Origin of the sequence: Pseudomonas sp. IT-347P (assembly GCF_949768005.1) — a bacterium.
In the GTDB taxonomy this organism is placed as follows: domain Bacteria; phylum Pseudomonadota; class Gammaproteobacteria; order Pseudomonadales; family Pseudomonadaceae; genus Aquipseudomonas.
In genome coordinates this window covers 155,885-172,336 of record NZ_CATKPQ010000044.1, presented here as the reverse complement: position 1 = coordinate 172,336, position 16,452 = coordinate 155,885, and the positions used below count along the sequence as shown (strand labels likewise).

The following is a 16,452-nucleotide window of genomic DNA, read 5'->3' as shown; positions in this document are numbered from 1 at the left end:
TTGTGAACGACACAGATTCAATGTGGGAGCGAGCTTGCTCGCGAAGGCTTACTGAAGGGCACTACAGGAATTACTTTTTCCAGCGATCCGCAGCAGCATGATCACTGTCCCGCCCCTCAACCCAGCGCGGGCCATCACTGGTGTTCTCTTTCTTCCAGAACGGTGCGCGGGTTTTCAGGTAGTCCATGACGAAGGCGCAGGCATCGAACGCGGCCTGGCGATGGGCGCTGGCGGCGCCGACAAACACGATCGGCTCGCCCGGCTCCAGCGCGCCGATGCGGTGCAGCACTTCCAGCTTCAATAGCGGCCAGCGCTGTTCAGCTTCAACGGCAATCTTGCCGAGGGCTTTTTCGGTCATACCCGGATAGTGCTCAAGGAACATCCCCGCCACATCCAGCCCATCGTTGAAGTCGCGCACGTAACCGACAAAACTCACCACAGCACCGACACCGACGTTGGCCGCGTGCATCGCGTTGACTTCAGCGCCCGGATCGAACGGCGTGGCCTGCACACGAATCGCCATGGCTCAGCCTCCGGTCACGGTCGGGAAAAACGCCACTTCGTCGCCATCGGTCACCGGCTCGTCAAGTTGGCAGAGGTCTTCGTTGCGTGCGCACATCAGGTTCTGTTCGCTCAACACCTCGGCACCGTTACGTTGCGCGAGCAGTGCGCGTACGTCATCGACCGTGGCGAAATCACCTTCAACCTTTACCGAATCCACGCCCAGCGCTTCACGGTAACGGGCAAAAAACTTCACGGTCAGGTTCATGGCTGCTCCGCCTGGAAGTGCCCGCTCTTACCGCCGACTTTCTCCAGCAGGCGCACGCTTTCGATGGTCATGCCGCGATCCACGGCTTTGCACATGTCGTAAATGGTCAGGGCGGCAACGCTGGCGGCGGTCAACGCTTCCATCTCGACGCCGGTCTGCCCGGACAGTTTGCAGCGGGCGACGATGCGCACGGTGTCTTCGCCATCAGCGCTCAGTTCGACTTTGACGCCGGTAAGCATCAGCGGATGGCACAGGGGAATCAGATCGCTGGTTTTCTTCGCCGCTTGTATGCCGGCAATGCGCGCCACGGCGAACACGTCACCCTTGGGATGGCCGCCGCTGACGATCATCTGCAGCGTTTCGGGGAGCATGCGCACCAGCGCTTGGGCCGTCGCTTCACGGAACGTCACGGCTTTTTCGGTGACGTCGACCATGTTGGCGCGACCTTGGGAATCGAGATGAGTCAGCACGGGATTACTCCTGATCAGGAGCGTCGATTGTAAACCTGCGGGTCAAATTTCCGCATCATTGATTATGAATTCACCACTATCCCCTGTGGGAGCGGGCTTGCTCGCGAAAGCGGTGTGTCAGGCACATAAATCGTGGCTGACACACCGCTTTCGCGAGCAAGCCCGCTCCCACAATGGGTTTTGTGTTCAGGCATAAAAAACCGGGCGGCTGTTAGGCCGCCCGGTTTTGGGTGAAGGGTTACAGATGCGATTCGGCGTATTCGGCCAGGATCGAGCGAGGCACCCCTTGCAGGGTGATATGCACACCGTTGGGGAAATCCTTGAAGCGTTCGGTCAGATAGGTCAGCCCGGAACTGGTCGCGGACAGGTAAGGGGTGTCGATCTGTGCGAGGTTGCCCAGGCACACCACTTTGGAACCGGCGCCGGCCCGGGTGATGATGGTTTTCATCTGGTGCGGCGTGAGGTTCTGGCATTCGTCGATCAGGATCAGGCTCTGCTGGAAGCTGCGACCGCGAATGTAGTTGAGCGATTTGAACTGCAACGGCACTTTGCTGAGGATGTAGTCGACGCTGCCATGGGTGTTTTCGTCATCCATGTGCAAGGCTTCGAGGTTGTCGGTGATGGCGCCCAGCCAAGGCTCCATTTTTTCCGCTTCGGTGCCTGGCAGGAAGCCGATTTCCTGGTCCAGGCCCTGCACGCTGCGGGTCGCGATGATGCGGCGATAACGCTTGCTGACCATGGTCTGCTCGATCGCAGCGGCCAGGGCCAGAATGGTTTTACCGGAGCCTGCGGCGCCCGACAGGTTGACCAGATGAATGTCCGGATCCAGCAACGCGTACAGCGCCAGACTCTGGTAAATATCGCGCGGTTTGAGCCCCCAGGCCTCTTGATGCAGCAACGGTTCCTGATGCAGGTCGAGGATCAGCAGCTTGGCCTCGTCAATCTCCTTGATCCAGCCGACAAAGCCCTGTTCGTCAATGATGAACTCGTTGATGTGCACCGCCGGCAGGTTGTCGATCAGTTGCACTTGATGCCAGGTGCGGCCGTGATCCTGGCGGGTATCGACCTTGCTCACGCGGTCCCAGAAAGAGCCGGTCATGTTGTGGTAGCCATTGGGCAGCAGGGACACGTCATCGACCAGTTGGTCGGTGCTGTAATCCTCGGCATCGATGCCGCAGGCGCGCGCCTTGAGGCGCATGTTGATGTCTTTGGTGACCAGCACCACAGGCTTCTGTGGATCACGGGTGTGCAGGTCAATCAATTGGTTGATGATTTTGTTGTCGTTCAGATGCTCGGGCAGAATCAGGTTCGATTCGGCCTGTTTGCTCATCAGAATTGACAGCAAGCCCTTAGGCCCGCCCTTGCCACGCTGGATCGGCACACCGAGTTCGACGTCTTCAGGAGACGCATCGCCCAGAGTCTTGTCGATCAGCCGGATGGCCTGACGGCATTCGGCGGCAACGCTGTGATGCCCGCTCTTGAGCTTGTCCAGCTCTTCAAGCACGGTCATCGGGATCGCGACGTGGTGTTCTTCGAAATTCAGCAGGGCGTTTGGATCGTGAATCAATACGTTGGTATCGAGTACATAAAGGATTGGCTGGTTGGAGGAAGGGCTACGTCCGTGATCATCCATACTCGGTCACCTTTGTCAGAGCCATTGGACGCAATACCTGTGCGGTGCTGCGCCTCGAAGTGACTGCCGAAATCTCACCTGCGGAGATTCAAGTGACTGCAAACAAACGGGTCTTGGAAGACGCCACCTGTGTTGCAGGTTTCGGCGGTCTGTCTTCGTAATACTCCAAAACCCATGACATAAAAAAGCACTTTGACGGTTTTTTTAAGTTTATTTTGCAGAGTGACGAAAAGCCCTTGGCGGACTGCCCGGACCCCGCTAAAGTCGGAAGTCCGCCTGCATCGAATCCTGCAAAAAAATCGCCCCAAGCCCAATGTTTCCGGGCTTTTGCCGTTTCTCAGCGAAACGCGTCCTGACAGTCTTCCCAACCGATGCCGCTCTGCGCGGTTTGCGTGATCAACCACGGCAACGAGGTCTTCACCGCGTCCTGCTTCATGTTGAAATTGATCACCCCGTGGCGCCACAGCAGCATCAGGGTCAGCACCCGCTGCGCACTCTGCGCGCCCTTGAGTTTGCCCGCGCCGTCCTGGGCGTCGATGTCCCACAGGGCCACTTGCAGGCCCTGGGTGTTGAAGAAACCTTGCGCGTCGCTGCGGCGCTGCCCTTCCGGCGGACGGAACAGCGGCACGTAGTTTTCCGGCAACTTGTTCTTCACCAGATCAGCGCTGCGCCGCACCGAATCCTGCCAGTCCTGCCAGTGGCTATGGGAACGGAACTCCCAGCCTTGCACGCCAACGCACTGTCGGGAGAATCCCGCTTGCAGGCTGCTCACTGAACGATCAGCGAGCCGCGCTTGGATATCCTTGCCCAACACGAAGAACGTGCCGCTCAGGTTCGACTTGCGCAGGTATTCGGTGAGCCAGTCGGTGTTGTCCGGTTGCAGGTTGGCGGCGCTGTCGAACGTCAGCAGAAACAGCCGGTCGTGCATCTCGTCGCCATTACGCTCGTAGTCACCGAAACGATCGAATTCGTTGCTCGTCTGCGGGGAAAGAGCAGCCTTGCGTAACAATTCATCCAGATATTGCAGGTGGAAGATCCGGCTCGGTTCGGCCCACTTGGTGTAATAACTGTCGTCGCTGACCACGAACTTGGCGGCTTGCTCGCGCAGGCTGGGCAAGTCTTCGACGAGGAAACAGAACGAGGCGTCCTGATCGCAGCTTTGCTGGGCGAAGTTGTAATTGGCCAACAGGCGCTGCCAGAGGCGCTGACGCAGGCTGTTGACCGCGTCGACATTGATCGTGCGCAGGCCCAGACGCTGAGCCAGTGCGGCTTCGTCCATCGATTCGGTGCCAAGCAGGCCGCGGGCAAACATGAGGATTTCCGCCCGGGACGCCACATCAAACAGGGTCGGATTGCTCAGCTGTTCCGGCCAGGTGCTGCGATCCAGCGTCGCCACATCGCCCGGTGCCGCGACGGCACCGACGCTCAACAGCCACGCGGTGAATAAAAGAACGATGCGCAAAAGGAATGTCTCCATAACAAAACCCGCGCGGCACTATAGCTGATGTGCAAGATTCACGGACGCTACCCTCACCCCAGCCCTCTCCCGGAGGGAGAGGGAGCTGACCGAGTTGTACTGTCGATTTCCGCCGACCTGAGCTATCGAGTTGAATGCTGATTTTGAAATCCACACAGATCAGCTCCCTCTCCCTCCGGGCGGTCCGACGTTTCGGGAGGGCTGGGGTGAGGGAAAAAATCCACCAGCCGTCGCAAATGCCCGAGCTTACCCATACCTATAACCCCCATAGCTGGAGTCAACCGCCCCAACCCCCTAGAATCGCCCCCACGATTAAAGGAGACGACTTCATGCTGATGGTGATTTCCCCCGCCAAGACCCTCGATTACGAAACACCGCCGGCGACCCAGCGCTTCACCCAGCCGCAATACCTCGACCATTCTCAGGAACTGATCCAGCAACTGCGCGACCTGAGCCCGGCGCAGATCAGCGAATTGATGCACGTGTCCGACAAGATCGGCGGGCTCAACGCCGCACGTTTCGGTAGCTGGACGCCCGCGTTCACCCCGGAGAATGCCAAACAGGCGCTGCTGGCGTTCAAGGGCGACGTTTATACCGGTCTCGACGCGCAGTCCTTCAGCGAAGCCGATTTCGATTACGCGCAAAAACACCTGCGCATGCTTTCCGGCCTCTATGGCCTCTTGCGCCCGCTGGATCTCATGCAGCCGTATCGTTTGGAAATGGGCACCAAACTGGCCAACGCCCGAGGCAAAGACCTGTACGCCTTCTGGGGCACCCGCATCAGTGAATGGCTGAACGAAGCGCTGGCCGATCAGGGTGACGATGTGCTGCTCAACCTGGCGTCCAACGAATACTTCTCGGCCGTAAAACGCACAGCCTTGAACGCGCGCATCATCAACACCGAGTTCAAGGATCAGAAGAACGGTCAGTACAAGATCATCAGCTTCTACGCGAAAAAGGCCCGTGGCCTGATGAGCCGTTTCGTGATTCAGGAAAAGATCAACGATCCGGCCCAGCTCAAGCACTTCGACGTGCAGGGTTATCGCTACAGCGCAGAACAATCGAAACCCGACAATCTGGTGTTTCTGCGCGACCACGCCCCGGAATAAAGCATGCCCAATGCACGACTCTTTCTATAAGGAGTCGTGCAGCTCGCACGATGTCAAAAAACTCCCGCCGCATTTCGCCAGTTTAATGGCGCCAGAAAATCATCCCTGTCTTTTCTAAGATTAGTTTCACTCGACACTGATCATTTTTTTCAGTAGTGGCACCTAAATTTTTTCGCGGTAGTGGCACAAAAATATCTAAGGCGATTAACGCCCCGTAAATAAAGGGCGAAAAGGAAAGTGCTATCAAATTGAAACCAGTGCCATCTTCCGCAATATTTCAAAAAATTTCAGATGGTGCGATGAGTGGACTGGAACTATGTCCAAATGCGTAGCTCATACCACCGGTAACGATTCTCGCCGACTTTGTACGAGATAACTTACGCGGAGCAGATAGCCATGTAACCAAGTTGTCACAGCAACTTGCCTAGATGACTAACTAGTCTCAAAACAGACGATGGACAGGAGATACGCACCATTAATATCCCCTACAAAGGCCATGGCCGCGCCCTTATAAACGTGCTCGCCTGAGCACCCAACCGCTTGATTTACAGGACTTTCATCCTGACATCGAGCGTGTAAGACGATTGCACAAGAGTCTTCTCCAAAGAAGATCGGCTGCATAACAGGGCAAGTCATAACAACAAGGCCTGGTTGCGCACATCTTGAGTGCACTTATTTAGACACTCGAAACTTAGTATGCCTGCACACGGCATTGTGGCGCCTGTGTGCCGCACTTTCGAGTGCACTAATGAACGCTGAACACCATTAACTCCGGCCTCTAAGGCCTGATATATACAGAGGTAATTGCGATGCGCATCAGCATATTTGGTTTGGGTTACGTTGGCGCAGTATGTGCCGGTTGCCTGTCTGCACGGGGCCATGACGTAGTTGGCGTCGATGTTGCCAAAGACAAGATCGACATGATCAACGCCGGCAAGTCGCCGATTGTTGAACCGGGCCTGGGCGAACTTCTGCAACAGGGTATCCAGACCGGTCGTCTGCGTGGCACGACCAACTTCGCCGAGGCGATTCGCGACACCGACCTGTCGATGATCTGCGTGGGTACGCCGAGCAAAAAGAACGGCGATCTGGAACTGAACTACATCGAAGCGGTATGCCGCGAGATCGGTTTTGTTCTGCGTGAAAAAACCACCCGCCACACCATCGTCGTGCGCAGCACCGTACTGCCGGGCACCGTTGCCAACGTGGTCATCCCGATCCTCGAAGACTGCTCGGGCAAGAAGGCCGGCGTCGACTTCGGCGTTGCAGTCAACCCTGAGTTCCTGCGTGAATCCACCGCCATCGCCGACTACGACCTGCCACCGATGACCGTCATCGGCGAGTTCGACAAGGCGTCCGGCGACGTTCTGCAATCGCTGTACGAAGAACTCGACGCGCCGATCATCCGCAAGGACATCGCCGTTGCCGAGATGATCAAGTACACCTGCAACGTCTGGCACGCGACCAAAGTGACCTTCGCCAACGAGATCGGCAACATCGCCAAAGCGGTTGGCGTAGACGGCCGTGAAGTGATGGAAGTGGTCTGCCAGGACAAGACCCTCAACCTGTCCCAGTACTACATGCGCCCAGGCTTCGCCTTCGGCGGTTCGTGCCTGCCGAAAGACGTGCGCGCCCTGACCTACCGCGCCGGTTCGCTGGACGTCGAAGCGCCGCTGCTCAACTCGCTGATGCGCAGCAACGAATCGCAAGTGCAGAACGCCTTCGACATCGTTGAAAGCCACGACAAACGCAAAGTCGCCCTGCTCGGCCTGAGCTTCAAGGCCGGCACCGACGACCTGCGCGAAAGCCCGCTGGTGGAGCTGGCCGAGATGCTGATCGGCAAGGGTTACGACCTGAGCATCTACGACAGCAACGTCGAGTACGCCCGTGTTCACGGGGCGAACAAGGACTACATCGAGTCGAAGATCCCGCACGTATCGTCTCTGCTCAACGCGGACTTCGATTCGGTGATCGATAACTCCGACGTGATCATCCTCGGCAACCGCGACGAGAAGTTCCGCCCGTTGGCGCAGCAAGCGCCGCACGGCAAGCAGGTCATCGACCTGGTGGGCTTCATGGCTAAAGCCACTGACGCCGGTACTCGCACCGAAGGTATCTGCTGGTAAAGCAGCCCTAAGCGACAAGCCTCGAGCTGCAAGCCAAAGCGTTTTGCTTGCAGCTCGAAGCTTGCGGCTTGAAGCCTTCTCACCTTCGGATGACGTTGATGACCAAGCTCAAACATTTTTTTCTGCAATCAGCCGGCTGGCTTTTTTATCTCAGTCTGCTGATGGGCCTGGCCTTGATGCTGCCCACGTCCACATTCGACTCCGAGTCGAAGGACTTCATTTTCCTGATTGGCGCCGTGGGTATCTGGCGCTACTCGATGGGTGCAACGCACTTTGTGCGCGGCATGATTTTTCTCTACATCGTTTACCCGCACCTGCGCCGCAAAGTGCGCAAGCTGGGTAAGGCGGCGGACCCGTCGCATGTATTTTTGATGGTCACCAGTTTCCGTATCGACGCGCTCACCACCGCGCAGGTCTACAGCTCGGTGATCCGCGAAGCCATCGACTGCGAACTGCCGACCACCGTGGTCTGCTCGATCGTGGAAATGTCCGATGAGCTGCTGGTCAAGGCGCTGTGGACCCGGATGAATCCGCCCGACCGCGTGAAGCTCGACTTCGTGCGCATTCCCGGCACCGGCAAACGTGATGGCCTGGCCTATGGTTTCCGCGCGATCTCCCGCCATCTGCCGGACGACCGCGCCGTAGTGGCCGTGATCGACGGCGACACCGTGCTCGGCGAAGGCACCGTGCGTAAGACCGTGCCGTGGTTCCAGCTGTTCGGCAACGTCGGCGGCCTGACCACCAACGAGTTCTGCGAAGTGCGCGGCGGCTACATCATGAGCGAATGGCACAAGCTGCGTTTCGCCCAGCGCCACATCAACATGTGCTCGATGGCCCTGTCCAAGCGCGTACTGACCATGACCGGTCGTATGTCGGTGTTCCGCGCCACCGTGGTGACCAACCCGGAATTCATCGCCGACGTTGAAAGCGACTCGCTGCAACACTGGCGTCTGGGCCGCTTCAAGTTTTTGACCGGCGACGACAAGTCGAGCTGGTTCAGCCTGATGCGTCTGGGCTACGACACCTTCTACGTGCCTGACGCGGCGATCAACACCGTTGAACACCCGCCGGAAAAGAGCTTCATCAAGGCTAGCCGCAAACTGATGTTCCGCTGGTACGGCAACAACCTGCGGCAGAACTCGCGCGCACTGGGTCTGGGTGTGAAACGCCTTGGCGCCTTCACCTCGGTGGTGCTGTTCGACCAGCGCGTTTCGATGTGGACCTCGTTGCTCGGCCTGACCGTGGCGCTCATCGCCAGCTTCAAGTACGGCACCGCGTTCATCCTGGTTTACCTGCTGTGGATCGGCATCACCCGCCTGATCCTGACCTTGCTGTTGTCGTGTTCCGGACACCGGATCGGCCCGGCTTATCCGGCGATTCTTTATTACAACCAGATCGTCGGTGCGCTGGTGAAGATCTACGTGTTCTTCCGCCTCGACCAACAATCCTGGACTCGCCAACCCACATCCCTGACCCGTGATCTCGCCAGCTTTCAACGTTGGTTCAACACCTGGTCGTCTCGGACCATGACCTTCTCCGCCGGCAGCATTTTCGTCGCCGTGCTGCTGATGATGGTCTGACCCGCCCCTATTGAATTAACAAGGAAATCGCCCCTATGAATACCGCCGTCAACGCCAACGTAGTGCATGAATCCGAAGCCCAGCGCCAACACGCCCGCGTGAAAATCCCGGCCAAGCTGCGTTTCTTCGGCCCTGACCGGACGCCGGTCGAAGCGCGGGTCATTGACCTGTCGGCCGGTGGTCTGGCGTTCAACGCCGGGCAACTGCCGCTGACCATTGGCCAGGTGTACAAGGCGCGTCTGCAATTCGTCATCGACAACCTCGGCATCGCCATGGACGTCGAACTGCAGGTGCGTTCCTTCGACCGCCAGACCGGCCGCGCCGGCTGCCAGTTCCAGAATCTGGAGCCGCAGGACATTTCTACCCTGCGCCACTTGATCACTTCGCACCTGGCCGGCGACATCGTCAGCATCGGCGAAGTGCTGGCGACCCTGCAGCGCGACAACTTCACCAAAGCGCGCAAGGTCAAGGACGGCGGCTCCGGCATGACCCCGTTCGGACGTCTGAAAGCGGTGACCTTCAGCGCCGGTATTTTCGCGGTTGGTCTGGTCGCGGCGGGTTTCATTTTCAAATCGGTGTACAGCATGTACTTCGTCAGCCACGCGCAGGCCGGTCTGGTCAGCGTGCCGGGGATGAACATCACCATGCCGCGCGACGGCACCGTGCAGAGCCTGATCAAGTCCGACGGCGTCGCCGCCAAAGGCGCCCCACTGGCGACCTTCAGCACCAGCATGCTCGACGTGCTCAAAGGCCATCTGGACGAAGACCAACTGGCCCCGGCCAAGGTTGAAGAACTGTTCGGCAAGCAAATGACCGGCACCCTGACCTCGCCATGCGATTGCACCGTAGCCCAGCAACTGGTGGCTGACGGTCAATACGCGAGCAAGGGCGACGTGATCTTCACGCTGGTGCCGCGCAACACCCAGGCCACCGTCGATGCACGCTTCTCCTATCGCCAGTTCGGCGACGTGCGCCCAGGCACCCCGGTGAGCTTCCAGATTGCCGGCGAAGACAAGACCCGCACCGGCAAGATCGTCAGCAGCACCAGCCTGAAAAGCGCCGACCTGTCCTCCGACATCCGCGTGCAGATCCAGCCTGACGAGCCGCTCGACAGCAGCTTCGCCGGCCGCCCGGTAGAAGTGAACAGCGACCGTGGCCCGAACCTGAACTGGCTGATCGACAAAGCCATGGCTGCCGGTCTTTAAGTCGAGGACATGCCTGTGACTACTCCTATCTTGAACACTCCGCCGACCCTGTGGGAGCGAGCCTGCTCGCGAAAGGGTCAGTACGGTTTGTCTGATGTACCGAGTCGACTGCTTCGCGAGCAAGCTCGCTCCCACATGGGTTTGATGGTGTGCTCGCTGGCATTGGCAGTCTCTCTGGCCGGTTGCGCCGGCCTGCCCGATCAGCGTCTGGCCAACGAAGCGCTCAAACGTGGTGACACTGCCACGGCGGCGCAGAACTATCAGCAACTGGCCGATCTGGGTTACAGCGAAGCGCAAGTCGGCCTCGCCGATATCCAGGTCGACAGCCGTGACCCTGCGCAAATGAAACAGGCCGAAGCGACTTACCGCGCCGCCGCCAGTGTTTCGCCGCGCGCTCAGGCGCGCCTCGGTCGCTTGCTGGTGGCCAAACCGGGGTCTACCGAAGCCGAGCACCACGAAGCCGAAAGCCTGTTGAAAAAAGCTGCCGCCAATGGCGAAGGCAACACGTTGATCCCGCTGGCGATGCTGTACCTGCAGTACCCGCACAGCTTCCCCAACATCAACGCGCAGCAGCAGATCGATCAGTGGCGCAAGTCCGGTTACCCGGAAGCCGGTCTGGCCCAGGTGCTGCTGTATCGCACCCAGGGCACTTACGACCAGCACCTGGATGACGTGGAAAAGATCTGCAAGGCCGCGCTCAACACCACCGATATCTGCTACGTCGAACTGGCCACGGTTTATCAGAAACGTGCCCAGCCCGAGCAGCAGGCCGAACTGATCAAGCAGATGCAGGCCGGTTACAGCCGTGGCACCGTCACCGCACAGCGTGTCGATTCCGTCGCTCGCGTATTGGCCGATTCGACCCTCGGCAAGACCGACGAGAAAACCGCGCAGTCGCTGCTTGAACCGATCGCTCCGGGCTACCCGGCGTCGTGGGTAACCCTCGCACAACTGCTCTACGACTACCCGGAACTGGGCGACGTCGATCAGATGATGAAGTACCTCGACAATGGCCGCGCCGCCGACCAGCCACGCGCAGAACTGTTGCTGGGCAAGCTCTACTACGAAGGCAAACTGGTCCCGGCCGACGCCAAAGTCGCCGAAGAACATTTCCAGAAAGCCGTCGGCCGCGAAGTGGCCGCCGACTACTACCTCGGCCAGATCTATCGTCGTGGTTACCTGGGCAAGGTTTACCCGCAGAAGGCCCTCGACCATCTGCTGACCGCTGCGCGCAACGGCCAGAACAGCGCCGACTTCGCCATCGCCCAACTGTTTTCCCAAGGCAAGGGCACCAAGCCTGACCCGGTCAACGCCTACGTGTTCAGCCAATTGGCCAAGGCGCAAAACACCCCGCAAGCCGATGAGCTGGCGACCACCCTCGCCGCGCAACTGCCGCCCGAGCGCCTGGCCGAAGCCCAGCGTCTGCTGCAACAAGAGCAAGCCAGCCGTGGCGCTCTGAACCCGAACACGCTGCAACTGCACGCCCTGCAAGAAGAAGACGGCGAGGAAAAATTATGAAGTTGAATCCATTCGTGAAGGCCGGCATTGGCCTTTCGTTCGCGCTGATCTGGTCTTGCCCGACACTGGCCGCGATGACTGAAACCAAGAACTTCGGCCTGGAAGTGAAAGTCACCGGCCAGTCCGAAGACGACCGTGATCTCGGCACCGCCGGTGGCGGCGACGTCAACGGCGTCGGCCTCGACCTGCGTCCATGGATCTACGGCGAAAGCGGTGCGTGGAGCGCCTACGCCATGGGTCAGGCCGTGACCTCGACCGACATCATCGAGACCGACACCCTGCAACAATCCGACGGTGAACAAGCCACCGACAACAGTGATCGCAAAACCAAGAAAAACTATTTGGCGATGCGCGAATTCTGGGTCGGCTACAGCGGCCTCACCCCGTACCCGGGCGAGATGCTCAAGTTCGGTCGCCAGCGCCTGCGCAATGACGACGGTCAATGGCGCGACACCAACATCGAAGCGCTGAACTGGACCTTCGACACCACCCTGTTGCGCGCCAACGCTGGTGTTGCCGAACGCTTCAGCGAATACCGCACCGACTTGAAAGAGCTGGCGCCGAAAGACAAGGATCGCCTGCACGCTTACGCCGATGCCGCTTACCAGTGGACGCCGGGGCAATGGGTCGGGATTCGCGGTCATCACACCCACGATGACGGCAAACTCGATTATGCCGAGCCGGGCGTGCCGCGTGACTCACTGGATAAAACCCAGAACGGTGACATCAGCTGGCTCGGCCTGACTGCCGACAGCGACGCCTACAACTGGCGCAACACCAACACCGTCAACTACTGGGGCAGCATCACCGGCATGAGCGGCGACCGCGACACGGTCAACGCCTTGAATGCCGATGGTTCGCGTCCGGCGCAAGCCAAGCGCAGCGATGACGTCAATGGTTGGGCCACTGACATCGGTGTACGCCTGCGCCTGGATCCGCAATGGCAAGTCGGCGGTGCCTATGCCCGCGCCAGCGCCGATTACGAACAGAACGGTCTGGAGAGCAACCGCTCCAACTACACCGGTACCCGCTCGCGTGTGCACCGTTTCGGCGAAGCCTTCCGTGGCGAAATGAACAACATGCAGACCGCGACCCTGTTCGGTTCGTGGATGGTCAACGACGAGTACGACGCCAGCCTGATCTACCACAAGTTCTGGCGTGTCGACGGCAACAAGCCAGTGGGCAGCAACGGCATCAACGCCGTGGAAAACAATACCGATGACGCCACTGGCGCCATCCTGTCCAGCACCTCGCTGCCGCTTGAAGACGGCAACAAGGACCTGGGTCAGGAGATGGACCTGGTCGTCACCAAGTACTTCAAGCAAGGCCTGTTGCCGGCGGCGCTGAGCCAGTCGATCGACGAGCCTTCGGCCCTCGTGCGTTTCCGTGGCGGTGTGTTCAAACCGGGCGATGCCTACGGCAAGCAGGTTGATTCGTACATGCACCGCGCGTTCATCGACGTGATCTGGCGCTTCTGATGCAAACCGCCAAGGGAGTGCCCGACATGCACCATGCAAGGAAAGGCTCGCTCAGCCTGTTGGCCGGCGCCATGCTGCTGGCCTCCGCTGGCGCCTTCGCCACCGTGGAACCGGTTGTGCCTCAACAGGGCAAACCGGTGACCACCGCCAAAGAGCTGCAACAAGCCAAGACCTACACCGTCAGCAGCGCGCCGACCGAGGCGCTGGAACTGGCCAAGCCGAAGCTGCCTGACCTGTCCGGTTTCACCGCTGAAGCCGCTGCGGCAAAGATCGTGCGCAGCAAACCGGGCAAGATCAGCGTGCGCCGGATGATGCAGGAAGACGCCCTGAAGGACTTTATCGGCGGCGACAACAAGATGGCCGAATGGGTGGTGCGTCAGCACGGCATCCCGCAGGCGATCTTCGTCGACGACGGCTACATGAACCTCAAGGATCTGGCGAAGAAACTGCCCAAGCAGTATTTCAGCGAGACCTCGCCGGGCGTGTATTTGTCGAAGCTGCCGATCGTGGTGGGCCGTAAAGGCATCCTCGAAATCGACGGCCAGACCCAGGAATTGCGCCTGTCGCAAGAAGCCGGTTCGTTCCTGGTCAACGACGGTCAGTTGTTCGTGCGTGATACCAAAATCACTGGCTGGCGCGAAAAGGACAACGGCCCGGCGACCTTCCGTTCGCCGAAGGAATTCCGACCGTTCCTGCTCGCCTGGGGCGGCACCGAAACCTACATCGTCAACAGCAAGATGGCCAGTTTCGGCTACGCCAACAGTAAGTCGTACGGGGTGAGTATTTCCCAGTACACGCCGAACATGGCCAAGGTTCTCAAGCGCCCTGAACCGACCGGCTGGATCGTCGGTTCAGAGTTCTCCGACATGTGGTACGGCTTCTACTGCTACGAGACCCGCGACTTCGTGGTCAAGGGCAACACCTACAAAGACAACATCGTTTACGGCATCGACCCGCACGACCGTTCCCACGGCCTGATCATTGCCGAGAACACCGTGTACGGCACGAAGAAGAAGCACGGGATCATTATTTCCCGTGAGGTCAACGACAGCTTCATCTTCAACAACAAGAGCTTCGACAACCACCTCTCGGGTCTGGTGATCGACCGTAACAGCGTCAACAACATCATTGCCTACAACGAGATCTACAAGAACCACACCGACGGCATCACGCTCTACGAGTCCGCCGACAACCTGCTGTGGGGCAACAAGGTCATCAGCAACAAGCGCCACGGCATCCGCATTCGTAACAGCGTGAACATCCGCCTCTACGAAAACGTCGCCATGGCCAACGGCTTGACCGGCGTCTACGGCCACATCAAGGACCTCACCGACACCGACCGTGACATCAAGCTCGACCCGTTCGATGCCCAGGTGTCGCTGATCGTCGTCGGCGGTGAACTGGCGGCCAATGGCAGCGGCCCGCTGTCGATCGATTCACCGTTGAGTGTCGAGCTGTATCGCGTGTCGATGCTGGCGCCGACCAAATCCAGCGGCATCAGCTTCAACGGCATCCTTGGCGAGCGCCAGGATGAAATTCTCGACTTGCTGGTGCGCCAGCAGAAAGCCGTGCTGATCGACCCTGTCGAACGCCAGACCGAAATGCAGGACTGAGGATAATTTTATGCACCCACACTTGATCAGATTACTCAGCCTGTCGGCCCTGACCGTGGGCATTCTCGCGGCCAGCAACGGCGCCCGCGCCGATGAAGGCGCCGCCGCCACGCCACCGAAGTTCAGCGCCGAACCGTGCTGCAACCTGTGCCCGGCCGCCCATGACGCGAAGAACTACACCACGCGTTATCAGCAGAATTTCACCACCCTGGTGCAGGCGCAAGGCGACTGGCTGTTCCGGACTCAGGAAGATTTGCGCACCGAGTTCAACACCACCCCGGCCGGCTACAAACGCCTGCAACAACTGCACGATGCGTTCAAGGCCAAAGGCGTCGAGCTGGTCATCGTTTACCAGCCGACCCGTGGCCTGGTGAACCGCAACAAGCTCAACCCGCAGGAAAAAGCCGCGTTCGATTACGAGAAAGCGCTGGGCAACTACAAGACCATGCTCGGCCGTTTCGCCAAGATGGGTTACGTGGTGCCGGACCTGTCGCCACTGACCAACGAATCGCTGCCGGACACCCTGCCCGCCCACGATTTCTACTTCCGTGGCGATCAGCACTGGACCCCGTACGGCGCGCAGCGCACGGCGAAAATCGTTGCCGAGAAGGTCAAGCAGATCCCGGCCTTCGCCGACATTCCCAAGCGTGAATTCGAAACCAAACGCTCCGGGCGCATGGGCAAGACCGGCACCCTGCATAACATGGCCGGGCAACTGTGCGGCACCAGTTATGCGATTCAGTACATGGATCAGTTCACCACCGAGCCTAAGGGCGAGGCCGGTGATGGCGACCTGTTCGGTGATTCCGGCAATCCGCAAATCACCCTCGTCGGTACTTCCCACAGCGGCAAGAACTACAACTTCGCCGGCTTCCTCGAAGAAGCCATCGGCGCCGACATTCTCAACGTCGCCTTCCCCGGCGGTGGTCTGGAAGGTTCGATGTTGCAGTACCTGGGCAGCGACGAATTCCAGAAGACGCCGCCGAAGATTCTCATCTGGGAATTCTCGCCGCTGTACCGCCTCGACCAGGAAACCATCTATCGCCAGATGATGTCTCTTCTCGACAACGGCTGCGAAGGCAAAGACGCGCAAATGTCCGCGAGCACCACGCTCAAGCCGGGCGGCAAACAAGAACTGCTGGTCAACAGCAAGAACCTGAACCTGCAGAACAGCAGCCATCAGGTCGACATCCGCTTCGCCGACACCTCGGTGAAAACCCTGCAAGCCACCCTCTGGTACATGAACGGTCGCCACGAGGACATCAAGATCGAGAAACCGGAAACCTCCGACACCGACGGTCGTTTCGCCTTTGAGCTGCGCACGGACGAAGACTGGGCCTCGCAAAACCTGCTGGCGGTCGAAGTCCAGGGCCCGGAAGCGGGTACCGCGCCGCAGAAAGTCGAAGCGAAAATCTGCAAACGCAACGTATTCCCGGGCGCTGGGCAACAAACCGCTCAGGTCGGGCAATGAGGT

General features: G+C 59.3%; 13 protein-coding genes. 8 read left to right on the top strand and 5 right to left on the bottom strand.

Going from position 1 to position 16,452, the window contains the following annotated elements; genetic code table 11:
* Window positions 1-70: 70 nt before the first annotated feature.
* From moaE to ACM6IV_RS17040, 5 genes are all read right to left on the bottom strand, one after another.
* Window positions 71-523 carry a molybdopterin synthase catalytic subunit MoaE gene (moaE, locus tag ACM6IV_RS17060; RefSeq protein ID WP_016771590.1) on the bottom strand — a complete coding sequence of 151 codons (453 nt, stop codon included), beginning with the start codon at window positions 521-523 and terminating at the stop codon, window positions 71-73.
* A gap of 3 nt (window positions 524-526) precedes the next feature.
* A complete protein-coding gene (gene moaD, locus ACM6IV_RS17055) occupies window positions 527-769 on the bottom strand; it encodes a molybdopterin converting factor subunit 1 (protein WP_414870885.1) in 243 nt (80 codons plus the stop codon).
* The gene (moaC, locus tag ACM6IV_RS17050) at window positions 766-1,239 is read right to left on the bottom strand and encodes a cyclic pyranopterin monophosphate synthase MoaC (RefSeq protein ID WP_016985015.1); all 474 of its coding nucleotides are present in this window, start codon (window positions 1,237-1,239) and stop codon (window positions 766-768) included. The genes moaD and moaC overlap by 4 nt, the downstream gene beginning before the upstream one ends.
* A gap of 238 nt (window positions 1,240-1,477) precedes the next feature.
* Complete coding sequence (locus ACM6IV_RS17045) at window positions 1,478-2,872, bottom strand: PhoH family protein (RefSeq protein ID WP_414870884.1); 1,395 nt, start codon at window positions 2,870-2,872, stop codon at window positions 1,478-1,480.
* A gap of 337 nt (window positions 2,873-3,209) precedes the next feature.
* Window positions 3,210-4,349 carry a polysaccharide deacetylase family protein gene (locus ACM6IV_RS17040; protein ID WP_414870883.1) on the bottom strand — a complete coding sequence of 380 codons (1,140 nt, stop codon included), beginning with the start codon at window positions 4,347-4,349 and terminating at the stop codon, window positions 3,210-3,212.
* 329 nt (window positions 4,350-4,678) lie between these two features.
* On the opposite strand from ACM6IV_RS17040, the gene yaaA reads away from it, so the two are divergent.
* From yaaA to ACM6IV_RS17000, 8 genes are all read left to right on the top strand, one after another.
* A complete protein-coding gene (gene yaaA, locus ACM6IV_RS17035; RefSeq protein WP_414870882.1) occupies window positions 4,679-5,458 on the top strand; it encodes a peroxide stress protein YaaA in 780 nt (259 codons plus the stop codon).
* A gap of 809 nt (window positions 5,459-6,267) precedes the next feature.
* Window positions 6,268-7,584 carry a nucleotide sugar dehydrogenase gene (locus tag ACM6IV_RS17030; protein ID WP_007914305.1) on the top strand — a complete coding sequence of 439 codons (1,317 nt, stop codon included), beginning with the start codon at window positions 6,268-6,270 and terminating at the stop codon, window positions 7,582-7,584.
* A gap of 98 nt (window positions 7,585-7,682) precedes the next feature.
* A complete protein-coding gene (alg8, locus tag ACM6IV_RS17025; RefSeq protein WP_414870881.1) occupies window positions 7,683-9,164 on the top strand; it encodes a mannuronan synthase in 1,482 nt (493 codons plus the stop codon).
* Window positions 9,165-9,199: 35 nt separating this feature from the next.
* Window positions 9,200-10,369, top strand: coding sequence for a PilZ domain-containing protein (locus tag ACM6IV_RS17020; RefSeq protein WP_414870880.1), 1,170 nt, complete (start codon window positions 9,200-9,202; stop codon window positions 10,367-10,369).
* Between the two features lie 15 nt (window positions 10,370-10,384).
* Window positions 10,385-11,887 (top strand): alginate biosynthesis TPR repeat lipoprotein AlgK, encoded by a 1,503-nt coding sequence (gene algK, locus ACM6IV_RS17015; RefSeq protein ID WP_414870879.1) that lies wholly within the window; start codon window positions 10,385-10,387, stop codon window positions 11,885-11,887.
* Complete coding sequence (locus ACM6IV_RS17010; protein WP_194933340.1) at window positions 11,884-13,365, top strand: alginate export family protein; 1,482 nt, start codon at window positions 11,884-11,886, stop codon at window positions 13,363-13,365. The genes algK and ACM6IV_RS17010 overlap by 4 nt, the downstream gene beginning before the upstream one ends.
* A 26-nt stretch (window positions 13,366-13,391) precedes the next feature.
* Entirely contained in the window at window positions 13,392-14,978 is a 1,587-nt protein-coding gene (gene algG, locus ACM6IV_RS17005; protein WP_414870878.1) for a mannuronan 5-epimerase AlgG, read from the top strand.
* A 10-nt stretch (window positions 14,979-14,988) separates the two neighbouring features.
* Window positions 14,989-16,449, top strand: coding sequence for an alginate O-acetyltransferase (locus ACM6IV_RS17000; RefSeq protein ID WP_414870877.1), 1,461 nt, complete (start codon window positions 14,989-14,991; stop codon window positions 16,447-16,449).
* The last annotated feature ends 3 nt before the right edge of the window (window positions 16,450-16,452 follow it).